Origin of the sequence: Kordiimonas sp., from assembly GCF_048260245.1 — a bacterium.
GTDB lineage: Bacteria > Pseudomonadota > Alphaproteobacteria > Sphingomonadales > Kordiimonadaceae > Kordiimonas.
In genome coordinates this window covers 1-12,773 of sequence record NZ_JBLXGZ010000018.1, presented here as the reverse complement: position 1 = coordinate 12,773, position 12,773 = coordinate 1, and the positions used below count along the sequence as shown (strand labels likewise).

At 54.2% G+C, this 12,773-nt stretch carries 7 protein-coding genes; 5 read left to right on the top strand and 2 right to left on the bottom strand.

The genetic code is table 11. The features are described from left to right. Window positions 1-2,229, bottom strand: coding sequence for a 1,4-alpha-glucan branching protein GlgB (gene glgB / locus ACN0VM_RS10650; protein ID WP_417450863.1), 2,229 nt, complete (start codon window positions 2,227-2,229; stop codon window positions 1-3). After that, the gene (locus ACN0VM_RS10645) at window positions 2,219-4,663 is read right to left on the bottom strand and encodes a glycogen/starch/alpha-glucan phosphorylase (protein WP_417450862.1); all 2,445 of its coding nucleotides are present in this window, start codon (window positions 4,661-4,663) and stop codon (window positions 2,219-2,221) included. Before ACN0VM_RS10645 ends, glgB begins: the two co-directional genes overlap by 11 nt. 233 nt (window positions 4,664-4,896) lie before the next feature. Between ACN0VM_RS10645 and glgC the strand changes: the two genes are divergently transcribed. The 5 genes from glgC to ACN0VM_RS10620 all read left to right on the top strand — a co-directional run. Then, window positions 4,897-6,162, top strand: a complete 1,266-nt coding sequence (glgC, locus tag ACN0VM_RS10640) for a glucose-1-phosphate adenylyltransferase (RefSeq protein WP_417450861.1) — start codon at window positions 4,897-4,899, stop codon at window positions 6,160-6,162. Then, the gene (gene glgA, locus ACN0VM_RS10635; protein ID WP_417450860.1) at window positions 6,162-7,628 is read left to right on the top strand and encodes a glycogen synthase GlgA; all 1,467 of its coding nucleotides are present in this window, start codon (window positions 6,162-6,164) and stop codon (window positions 7,626-7,628) included. The genes glgC and glgA overlap by 1 nt, the downstream gene beginning before the upstream one ends. Before the next feature lie 10 nt (window positions 7,629-7,638). Beyond that, window positions 7,639-9,732, top strand: coding sequence for a glycogen debranching protein GlgX (gene glgX / locus ACN0VM_RS10630; protein WP_417450859.1), 2,094 nt, complete (start codon window positions 7,639-7,641; stop codon window positions 9,730-9,732). Further along, window positions 9,722-11,842, top strand: a complete 2,121-nt coding sequence (gene malQ / locus ACN0VM_RS10625) for a 4-alpha-glucanotransferase (RefSeq protein WP_417450858.1) — start codon at window positions 9,722-9,724, stop codon at window positions 11,840-11,842. Before glgX ends, malQ begins: the two co-directional genes overlap by 11 nt. Before the next feature lie 22 nt (window positions 11,843-11,864). Next, window positions 11,865-12,773 (top strand): alpha-D-glucose phosphate-specific phosphoglucomutase (locus tag ACN0VM_RS10620; protein ID WP_417450857.1); only part of this gene is annotated, 909 nt, incomplete at its 3' end.

Genomic DNA, 12,773 nt, shown 5'->3' with positions numbered 1-12,773 from the left:
CTATCGCGGCGAATACTGCAACACAACAGTTGCAAGCGGCGGTATAGTCACCATCGCCGAATAGGGCTGGATATGCCAGGGGACCGCTTCTGCCTCCACACCTCCGCCGTTTCCAACATCCGAACCGCCGTAAAAATGGGAATCCGTGTTAAGTTTCTCAGCCCAGAAACCTCCATAAGGCATGCCAATACGGTAGCCATGGCGCACCATGGGTGAGAAATTACAAAGCACAAGACAAGGCTTCGTATCAGCTTCACCCCATCGTAGAAATGAGATGACATTATCCGCAGAGGCCCCACCATCAACCCACTGGAAACCCTCCCTATCGCAGTCCCTCTGGTACAAGGCTGGCGTCTCCCGGTAAAGCCTGTTCAGGTCGCGGACAAGATCTTGGATATTTTTATGATCGGGGTTCGCCAACAGGTGCCAGTCAAGTTCGCTGTCGGCATCCCATTCTCGTTCTTGCGCGAACTCGCCGCCCATAAACAGTAATTTTTTGCCGGGATGTGTCCACATGAAGCCGAAATAGGCACGCAGGTTGGCAAACTTTTGCCACCTGTCACCTGGCATACGTTCGATGAGCGAACCTTTACCGTGCACCACCTCATCATGGCTCAGCGGCAAGACATAGTTCTCCGAAAACGCATACTGTATACCGAAGGTCAACTGGTGATGGTGATGGCGGCGGTGAACCGGCTCGCGCGACATATAATCCAGCGTATCATTCATCCAGCCCATGTTCCATTTGAAGCCAAAACCCAGTCCGCCGTCATAGGTTGGTGCCGATACTTTCGGGTAGGAGGTTGATTCTTCCGCTACCGTAATAATACCTTCATTGAGGCTATATACACGTTCATTCATGGCACGGAGCATTGCTACTGCATCATAATTCTCGTTACCGCCGTGCTCATTGGGTAGCCATTCACCATCCTTCCGGCTGTAGTCAAGGTAGAGCATTGAAGCCACTGCATCGACACGAAGCCCATCGAGGTGATATTCCTCAAGCCAGAAATGAGCGTTTGAGATCAGATAGTTGGCAACTTCGCGCCGACCAAAGTTGAAAATCAGGGTGTTCCAGTCAGGATGAAACCCCTTACGCGGGTCTTCATGCTCAAACAAATGCGTACCATCAAATTTCACCAGCCCATGATCGTCGGCCGGGAAATGCCCCGGCACCCAATCGAGCAGCACACCGACCTCAGCTTCATGGCAGGCGTTAATGAACGCCTTGAATTCTGAGGGTGTGCCGAAACGCCGGGTTGGGGAATACAGTCCAACCGGTTGATACCCCCAGGAACCATCAAACGGGTATTCGGTCACGGGCAGCAATTCAATGTGGGTGAAGCCGAGGCCCTTCACATAGGGGATCAGTTTTTCGGCCAGCTCCCCATAGCTCAGATATGGTGCATCGCTATCCCAGGTTCGCATCCATGATGCCAAGTGAACTTCATAAATTGAAATCGCCGAAGCACGGTGCTGCCGCTTATGGCGGATAGATATCCAGCCTGCATCAGTCCAGGGGTAGGCCTGCAATGCGCGGACCACAGAGGCCGTGTTAGGCCGATACTCCGTTCCAAAAGCAAATGGATCGGCTTTCAACGGCGTTTGCCGCCCCTGCGCATCAAATATGCAGAATTTATAATGTGCCCCGTCGCCAACACCCGGCAGAAAAAGCTCCCATACGCCACTTGCTCCGCGCGACCGCATAACATACTGGGCGCTATTCCAGTGGTTGAAATCACCGACCAAGGCAACCCTTGAAGCTGCCGGTGCCCACACCGCAAAACGTGTCCCCGCAACGCCTTCGTGATGACAGATGTGTGCGCCCAAACAGGTGTATACCCGCTCGTGCGTGCCTTCCGATAGTAGATGCAGGTCCAGGTCCCCTATGGTTGAGCCATACTGATAGGGGTCGTCATGGAACCAGCTTGCCGTACCTGCGCTGACATGCAACCGATAGCCTGACCGAGCCTTGGAGGCGGGCAGAGGTCCTTCGAACAGACCGGCATCATGAACGCGCCTCAAGCTGCACAGCGGTGTTTTTCCCTTGCGGGTATAGACGTCTACGCTTTCCGCACCGGGGATAAATGTGCGGATAATTGTCGATTTGCCGAAGGGATGCCGACCCAAGAGAGAGAACGGGTCGGCGTGCTGCCCGGTGACAAGGGCAGCGAGCTCACTGGCAGGCAGGGTATCCTGACTGGCAAGCGCCACGGCCTCACTTCTCATCCGGCAGCGCTTTCCATATCTCTTTTGCATAGCCACGAATGGTACGGTCCGCTGAAAACCAGCCCATGTTGGCCGTATTCAGTATCGCTTTGCGGTGCCAGTTCTCGGTGTCCTTGAACTCCGCATCAACCTCTCGCTGTGTATCCCAGTAAGCATTGAAGTCAGGTGTTACCTGAAAATAATCATGCGCCAGTATGTTATCCACGATACCGGCAAATCGCTCCATATCCCCTTGAGAGTAGAAGCCGGAGGAAATAAGCTTGACCACTTCCTGCAAACGCGGCGTCTCCGCGACAGTAATCCACGGCTGGCAACCTTCCTGCTGTCTGCGTGCTACCTCATCTGCCTCCATACCGAAAATGAAGATATTGTCTGCGCCAACATGCTCCTTGATCTCAACATTGGCGCCATCCAATGTCCCGATGGTAAGCGCACCGTTTAAGGCAAATTTCATATTGCCCGTTCCTGACGCTTCGAACCCTGCCGTCGATATCTGCTCGGATAAATCGGCACCCGGGATTAGCTCTTCGGCTACCGACACATTATAGTTCGGCAAGAATACCACTTTAAGCAGGTCACCAATGTCCGGGTCGTTGTTTATTTTTTCAGCAACATCATTGATCAGTTTGATGATCAGTTTTGCCAGCGTGTAGCTGGGCGCTGCCTTGCCTGCAAAAATTTTCACGCGCGGCTGCCAGTCGGCCTGTGGGTTATCTTTCATCGCCTGATAAAGCGCCATGGTCTCAAGTGCGTTTAGCAGTTGTCGTTTATATTCATGGATGCGCTTGATTTGCACGTCAAACAGCGCTGTCGGATTGACCTTGATCCCGGTCTGCTTTTCGATGAAGGCTGCGAGGCGAATTTTATTTTCCGCCTTCACTTGCGAAAACTTTTCCCGAAACGCCTTGTCATCCGCATAAGGCGTAAGTTTGGATATATGTTCTAGGTTCTCGATCCACTCATCCCCGATGGTTTCGGTAACCAGATTCGCCAGCAAAGGATTACATTCCAGAAGCCAACGTCGTGGCGTGATGCCGTTCGTCTGGTTTAAAATGCGGTCCGGGTAGATTTCATGCAGGTCCTTGAAGACCGTCTGCTTCATCAGTTCTGTATGTAGCGCGGAAACACCGTTCACATGACTTGAACCAATAAACGCCAGATTCCCCATTCGCACCGACCCTCCATGATGGGGGTCAATCACTTTCATCGGCTCAAGATTCTTGCCCTCAAACTTTGCGCCAACCTCCGCAGTGAATAGATTGTCTATTTCGCGAATAATCTGCAGATGCCTGGGCAGGCATCTTTCGAACAGTTCCAATGGCCACTTTTCCAGCGCTTCAGGCAACAGCGTATGGTTGGTATAATGAAGTGTAGCTCTTGCTATCTCGAATGACTTAACAAACTCCAGCCCGTGTTTATCTACCAGTAAGCGCACTAACTCAGGCACAGCGATGGCCGGATGGGTATCGTTCATTTGCACGGCTACATGCTGGGGCAGGTCGCTGAAATCGTCATTGTCGAGCAGAAAACGCCGCAATATGTCCTGCAGGCTGGCAGATGTGAAGAAAACCTCCTGCTTGAGCCGAAGCTCCCGCCCTTCCGCCGTGTGGTCGCCCGGATAAAGAACTTTGGTGATCGACTCCGCCAGTACCTGTTGCTGCGAAGCGGCCATGAAATGCCCCTGGTTGAATTGATGCAGGTTTAATACTTCCGCAGATCGGGCTGACCACAGCCTCAAGGTATTGACTTGTTTACCGCCCCAACCGGCAATGGGTGTATCGAAGGCACCGGCAAGGATGCGTTCGGACGGTGTCCACGCCATCTTGCCGCTGCTTTCGCGCTGAACCGAGCCACCGAACTCGACCGAATATTCAACCTCCGGACGTTGGAATTCCCAAGCATTGCCGAATACCAACCAGTCCTCCGGCTCCTCAAACTGCCAGCCGTCCTGAAAGCTTTGTCGGAAAATACCATGCTCATAACGGATGCCGTAGCCAATGCCGGCTACACCGACAGTGGCCATTGAGTCCATGAAACATGCAGCCAGCCGCCCCAAGCCACCGTTTCCGAGCGCCGGATCCGGTTCCGAAGTCAGGATGTCATTTAACCTGAAACCTACTCCGTCGAAAAACGCGCGCGCCTCTTCGGTTAAGCCCATGTTTGCAATTGCATCTTCTAGCAATCGTCCAATCATGAATTCCATCGACAGGTAGTAGACCCGTTTCTGCTTGGTTTTATATATGCGGCGGGTCGTATCCATCCACCCGTCGACCATTCTGTCCCGAATAGCCAGGGACAAAGCAACGCACCAGTCGCGGGCGACAGCATGCGACTGGTCTTTGCCGACTGAATAAACGAGATGACGCTGAACAGAAACGCCAAGCGGAACTGATGTCGCGGGCGAGGAGGGCATGGTATTTTCAGGGTTTGTCATATTACTTTAGCCTTGTCGGAGTAGAGGAAAAACAACCTGTCAGAGGTATTTTACAAGAGACTAAGAACCAATTTGTGACATCCGGTTTACAGAAGCCCGTAAGTTTCGTGTGAAACAAAAATTGAAACATTTTTTACTTCATCCGATTCTTTTATTGCGCAAGCGATCGCTGTTTTGCAAGAGTATTACAAGCACAGAACTACCTCGCCACAACCGAATTCGGGGGACATGTCTTGAAAACAACAGTATCAGCACCTTTTGCGCGCCATACAATGGCTTATGTTCTCGCTGGTGGTCGAGGTAGCCGACTGAAGGAATTAACCGACAAAAGGGCGAAACCAGCGGTATACTTCGGCGGCAAGAGCCGGATCATCGACTTTGCCCTTTCCAACGCCATGAATTCGGGCATCCGGCGTATAGGTGTTGCCACTCAGTATAAGGCCCACAGCCTTATCAAGCACCTGCAGCGCGGCTGGAACTTCTACCGTGCAGAACGCAACGAAAGCTTCGATATATTGCCCGCCAGCCAGCGCGTTTCCGAGACCCAGTGGTATGAAGGTACCGCCGATGCGGTGTATCAGAATATCGATATCATAGAATCATATGCCCCCAAGTTCATGGTTATCCTGGCCGGTGACCATGTCTACAAAATGGACTATGAGATGATGCTTGAGGAGCATGTGAACTCAGGCGCAAATGTTACAATCGGCTGCCTTGAGGTCACCCCCGAGGAGGCAAAAGGCTTTGGCGTTATGAACGTGGATGACGAAGATTATGTCACCGCCTTTCTTGAAAAGCCCGAGCAGCCACCCACCATCCCCGGCAAACCGACAGCATGCCTGGCTTCAATGGGCATTTATGTTTTTGAGACCGAATTTCTCTTTGACCAGCTTCGCCGCGACGCCGCTGACCCCAATTCCTCCCGAGATTTCGGCCAAGACATTATTCCCTATCTCGTTGAAAACGCAAAAGTCTTTGCGCACCGCTTCACCAAATCCTGCATTCGCAGCGTTCCAGGCGGCGAGGCATATTGGCGCGATGTGGGAACCGTGGACAGTTATTGGGAAGCTAACCTCGACCTAGCAACAATTGAGCCCGGGCTAAACCTGTATGACCGGGAATGGCCGATCTGGACGTATGCGGAAATCACACCGCCCGCCAAATTCATCCACGATCAGGAAGGCCGAAGAGGCGCTTCTATCAGTTCGCTCGTCGCGGGTGGTTGCATTGTTTCCGGCAGTCATATTGAAAGCTCGCTTCTGTTTACCGGAGTTCACGCGCATTCATACAGTCGGCTGAACCGTGTGGTGGCCTTGCCCTACGTCAACATTAACCGCGGTGCGCGCCTGTCAAATGTGATTATAGACCGCGGTGTGGAAATACCCCGTGGTCTGATTGTCGGGGAAGACCCGGAAGAGGACGCACTGCGCTTTCGCCGGACGGAAAAAGGGGTTTGCCTCATAACCCAAAAGATGATCGACGACCTGGAGCTTGATTGATGGCAATACCATCGCCCCACGTTTTGTTCGTCGCATCGGAATGTTTCCCCCTTATTAAAACGGGTGGCCTTGCAGATGTTATTGGCGCTCTACCGCTGGCACTCGAGGTGTCGGGGCATAACGTCCATGTGATGATTCCCGGTTTTCCCGCAGTCATGGAAGCTGCCCGCGACATCAAACAGATCGCAAAAATCAAGGCTCTTTTTGGTGGGCAAGGTACGCTCTATAGCGCGAGGTCAGACACAGGCCTCAATCTCGTCATTCTGGAAGCCCGGCACCTTTTCGGCGTGGCAGGCAATCCCTATCAAGGAGCGGACGGCAAGGACCGGCCGGATAACTTCCTTCGGTTTGCAGCACTGGCAAACGTCGCCGCAGACCTGGCCAATGGCGACCTTCTGAACGGTTGGCGTGCAGATATTGTGCATGCCCATGACTGGCAAGCAGGTCTGTGCGCCGCCTACCTCAGCACAAAGCCGTACAGTAAGGTCCAAAGTGTGTTCACCATCCACAACCTCGCTTTTCAAGGGCTTTTCCCTAAGGCGACATTCGCACACCTGGGCTTGCCCTCTGATATGTTTTCGCAAGAAGGTCTGGAGTATTGGGATCAGGTATCCTTTCTGAAAGCCGGGGTTATCTACAGCGACAGGATCACTACTGTCAGCCCGACGTATGCCCGTGAAATACAAACTGACGATGCCGGCATGGGGCTGGGTGGGCTGCTTAAAAGCCGCAGCAACAAAATATCGGGCATTCGAAACGGCATTGATACCAACATTTGGGACCCGCAGAATGACCCCGCCCTGGCCAAGCCCTATTCCGCAAGTGCCATTGCAAACAAAAGCGCAAACAAAGCCGCGCTACAGCAGGAATACGGCCTTGAACCAACAGATGACGCGCCGCTCTTTTGTGTTGTAAGCAGGCTGACAGAGCAAAAAGGCCTGGACCTTTTGGTCGGCGCCATCCCCCACATTGTCGGAAACGGTGGACAACTCGCTGTTCTCGGGTCCGGGGACGCTGACCTTGAACGCAGCCTGACAGCTGCAGCCAAGGCTTTTCCCGGCCAGATTGGTCTACGCATTGGCTATGATGAGCCCCTCGCACACCGCTTGCAGGCCGGCGCCGATGCCATCTTTGTGCCGTCGCGCTTTGAGCCCTGCGGCCTCACACAATTGTGCGCGCTTCGCTACGGCACCATTCCGATTGTCGCGCGGGTCGGCGGCCTGGCGGACACGATCGTAGATACGAATGAAGCCGCCTTAATGGCGAAGGCTGGCAATGGCATACAGTTCTCCCCCGTCACATTCGACGCGCTCATCGGGGCAATAGACCGTTTCTTCGCCTTATACCAAGACAGACAAGTTTTCGCGGCACTCAGGCGGCGGGCAATGAAACAAGACGTCAGCTGGGCCCAGCCCGCACAGGAGTATAGCAACATATACTCCGCCCTTCTAAGTCAAGCGGATTAGGGAGCCAACAATGACACCTTTTGCTGCTCCGTCGCCGGGTACCGCCAAACCACTGGGCGCAACACCGCAGAAGGAGGGCACAAACTTTGCGCTCTTTTCAGATAACGCTACCGGTGTTGATCTTTGCCTGTTTTCCGATGACGGCAGTCACGAACTTGCGCGCCTCGCTCTCCCGGCACACACTGATGGCGTGTGGCATGGTTTTGTTGCTGGTGTCTCGCAGGGGCAGTTATATGGATACCGTGTCCACGGCCCTTACGCCCCTCAGGAAGGCCACCGTTTCAACGCCAATAAACTTCTGCTGGACCCCTATGCCAAGCGTCTGACGGGCGAGTTTATCTTTGATAAGGCGCTATATGGCTTTGACCCTGATTCCGAAGAAAAGGACCTCAGCTTTTCGGAAAGCGACAGCGCGCCTTTCATGCCGAAATGCGTGGTCACATCACCAAACTTTCGCTGGGGCAGTGATGCAAGCCCGGACATACCCGCTGATCGGACGATCCTTTATGAGGCCCATATCAAAGGCGTAAGCAAACGCAACAAAACCGTACCGGTCAAAAAACGCGGGACATTTGAAGGCCTGTCCTCCCCCAAAATGCTGGATCACCTGGCCCGGCTTGGCGTCACTTCTGTGGAACTTTTGCCAGTGCAGGCCTTCGTTTCGGAACCCCGGCTGGTTGAGCTCGGACTAACCAACTATTGGGGCTACAATCCGGTTGCGTATTTCATCCCAGAACCATCCTACCTTGGCCCCGCTGGCGTGCATTCCTTTCAGCGAATGGTCAAGGCGCTCCATAGCGCCGGGATCGAAGTGATCCTTGATGTGGTTTACAATCACACGGCTGAAAGCTGGGAACTGGGCCCTACACTGTCATGGCGCGGCATTGACAATAAAAGCTATTACCGCCTTGAGGCCGATAGCCCACGTCACTATGTCAACGACACCGGGTGCGGGAACACTCTGAATGTTGCGCACCCACGCGTCTTGCAAATGGTCATGGATTCCTTGCGTTACTGGGTCACCGAAATGCATGTGGACGGCTTCAGATTCGACCTCGCCACGACGGTTGCCCGCACGGATGACGGCTTTCAACGGCAGGGTGCTTTTCTGAGCGCAATCGCGCAGGACCCTGTTCTATCAGGCGTGAAGCTGATCGCCGAACCTTGGGATATAGGCCCCGATGGGTATCAACTCGGGTCATTCCCGCCGGGTTGGCTTGAGTGGAATGACCAATTCAGGGACGCAACGAGAGCCTTCTGGCGGTCAGACCCTCATACGGCGCCCGATCTGGCAGGGTGCCTTTTGGGGTCAGCAAATCTATTCGATCATGGCGGGCGGAAACCGACCAGTTCAGTCAATTTCGTCACCAGCCATGACGGCTTCACGATGCGGGATGTCGCAAGCTATAGCCACAAACATAATGAGGCCAATCAGGAAGGTAATCGCGACGGTCATAACCACAATCTGAGTGACAACTGCGGTATTGAAGGGCCAACCGGCGATCTTGCCATACAGCGAAGTCGCGCCCGGCGCGTACGGAACCTGATGGCCACACTTCTGTTGTCGCAAGGCACTCCCATGTTGCTGGCCGGTGACGAAATCGGCCACACTCAGAAAGGCAACAACAATGCCTACTGCCAGGACAATGAGATCACCTGGCTGAACTGGGACGGCGCAGATAAGAGCCTGTACGACTTCTCCCGCCAACTGATTGCCCTGAGACAAAAACATTCGGCACTACGACAAGGTTGCTTCATGCATGGCGACCCTATTGATGGTGGCGACCTGAAAGACGTCTCCTGGCTATTACCAAACGGCAGAGAACTCTCCCCTTCGGATTGGCAGTCTGCGGATCTGCAGGCGCTTGGTCTGATGATAGCGCCCGACGACACTTCAGAAGTAGTCTTGATTGTACTGAACACCTCAACGGCTGCACTTTCTTTCCATCTGCCTGACATGCCGGGCTGGCGCAAAGTTCTCGATACAGCGCTGCGGGACGCTGAATTCACCGTCGAGGTGTGCAGGGGCCCTGCATATGACATCGCACCGGATAGCGTAACGCTTTTCACAACCGTGCGGAGCGTAACCAGCCATGGCGATTGATACCATACTGCTAGACAAACTATGTACAGCTCGCGGCATACTTGATGGTTACCATGACCTCAGCGGCACCTATATAAAAGCAAGCGACGAAACCAAACGCGCCCAATTGGAAGCAATGCACATCCCTGCCAGCAGCAATGAAGACCTACACTCGGCACTGCAGGAAATCGAAAATGAACGGCACAGGCTACTCCCCCGGTCTATTGTGGTTAAGCGTCAGCCCTCGCTTCAGCTTCATTTGCAGTCAGGTGTTCCAGCACACCTTGAATGGAAGCTCACCCTTGAGGACGGCACACACCGGAACGGTCGAATCGACGGAGAAGAAACCACCCTTGAACTAGGGCCCGATATTCCGCTCGGCTATCATGTGCTTGAATTGCAAACACAGGAAAAAAATGAAACCAGCCACCTGATCGTGACACCCCAACGCGCACTGGGCCTGTCCAACACGACCGCACAAGACAAGATCTGGGGGGTTACGGCGCCACTTTATGGCCTGACATCCGCGCGAAATTGGGGCATTGGGGACTTCGAAGATCTTGCTGTTTTCGCGGAAGGCGCGGCGGCACAAGGTGCAGATTTCGTCGGCATCAACCCGGTACACGCGCTTTTCCCCACCGTGCCCGAAATATACAGCCCATACTCGCCTTCCAGCCGCGAATTTCTCAATATCATGCATATTGCACCTGACCGGATTCCGGAATTCCACACTTCACGCGAGGGTCGGGAACAACTCGCCACTTTGATGAACGGCGAGATTTTTCAGAATGTACGAGCGGCGGAACTGGTCGATTATCCAGCTATTTACGCGCTCAAAACCACAGCGTTCGAGCTTGCTTACACGCTATTTAACGAAAGTGCGCCGCCCGAGCGTCACACTGCATTTCAGGCGTTCGTCACTGAAAAAGGAAATGCCCTGCAGCGGCATGCGCTTTTCGATGTTCTGGCAGAGGTACAGCAAAACGCAACACCGGACATGGAGGGCTGGTCAGGCTGGCCGGCTGAACTGCAATCGCCGGACAGTGTGGCAAGCGTCGCTGCACGCAAAAAATATAGCGGGCGCATCAATTATTATTGTTATCTGCAGTGGGTCGCACATGAGCAACTGAATGCCGCGCAACAACGGTCACGCGCGGCCGGCATGGCGGTTGGCTTATATCTCGATCTCGCGGTTGGCATGGTGCCCGGCGGTGCAGAGGCTTGGGGCGAACCAGATGCGGTCGTTCACGGTATAAGCCTCGGCGCGCCGGGAGACCCAGCCAACCCCGACGGCCAAAAATGGCATCTTGCGCCGCTTGACCCGACCAACCTGAGCCGGTCAGGGTTCCGCATATTTCGCAGAACACTGCGTGAGATCATGCGCCCTGCCGGCCTTGTCCGCATTGACCACATATTGGGCTTAAACCGGGCCTTCTGGTGCCCGCTTGAAAGTGAGACAAATGGCAATTATGTCGTTTACCCTCGCGAAGATATGTTGGGCGTCATTGCGCTGGAAAGCATCAGAAACAACTGCGTCGTGGTCGGCGAAGACCTCGGCACAGTCCCCGAAGGATTTCGCGAACGCCTTGCAGAATGGGGCTTGCTCGGCTGCGCCGTTCTCTATTTCGAACGTGAAGGTGAAGCCTTCAAAGCACCCGCTCATTTCGAAAAGGCTAAACTAGCATCGATTAACAATCATGACTTCCCAACCCTCAAGGGTTATTGGGAAGAGGAAGACTTTCGCTGGCGGGAAGCCCTGGGTATTGGCACCGATGGCGACAGGATCAAGCGTGATAAAGACGCCCGCCTGCACGACCGGTGGCTGATGTTAAAGCGGCTTGAGGCGGAGAACCTGTTGCCCAACGGGGTATCCCCGAACGCGGCACCAGCCCAGCTCTCTGACGACCTTTCGGTTGCGGTCCACGCCTATTTGGCCCGCACAGAAGCCGCTGTCATCACTGTTCAGGTAGAGGACTTATTGGGCCTGCGCGACCAAGCAAACGTCCCCGGCACCACCACAGAAGAGCCCAATTGGCGCCGTAAACTTCCTTCACCTGTAGAGAGCATATTCAAAGGCGAGCTTGCCTCCCGTATCCTGACGGCTATCCGATCGGAAAGACCGCAGATATAAAGGCTTAGACAGAGGGAACATCATGACGACAAGAACAATAGCCACGACGCCGTTTCCCGGACAGAAGCCCGGCACCTCGGGCCTGCGCAAGAAAGTTAAGCAATTCCAGCAACGCCGTTATCTGGAAAATTTTGTGCAGTGCATCTTCGACGGTGTCGGCGGCATGAAAGCCGCGACACTGGTGCTTGGTGGTGATGGTCGCTTCTACAACAAACAAGCCATACAGATCATTTTGAAAATGGCGGCTGCAAATGGTGTAGCACGTGTTGTCGTCGGCCAGAGCGGGCTCCTCAGCACACCGGCGGCTTCCTGCCTTATTCGAAAACTTGAGGCCAAAGGTGGCATCATCCTGTCCGCCAGTCATAACCCGGGCGGACCGGACGAAGACTTTGGCATCAAATATAACAGCAGCAACGGTGGCCCCGCGCCTGAAAGCATGACGGATGCCATCTTCGCCAGCAGCGAAACGATCGAGAGCTACAGCATCGTAGAAGCTGACGACGTGGCGCTTGACGAACTGGGTGAATGCCAGTTGGGCGGCATGACAGTCCAGATTGTTGACCCGGTGAAAGAATATCGCCGCCTGATGAAACGACTGTTCAATTTCAAGAAAATCAAAAAACTGTTCAAAAGCGGGTTTCGGCTGCGCTTCGACGCCATGCATGCCATCACCGGCCCCTATGCAAGAGATATCCTTGAGCGGAAGCTGGGCGCGCCGAAAGGCACAGTTATAAACGCCGAACCACTGGAAGATTTTGGTGGCCACCACCCCGATCCAAACCCCGTACATGCCCGTGCCTTGTTTGACGTTATGTTCGGTGACGACGCCCCTGATATGGGTGCAGCCTCAGACGGAGACGGTGACCGTAACATCATCCTTGGTCGCGGCATTTACGTTGCCCCAAGTGACAGCCTGGCGGTGTTGGCAGCC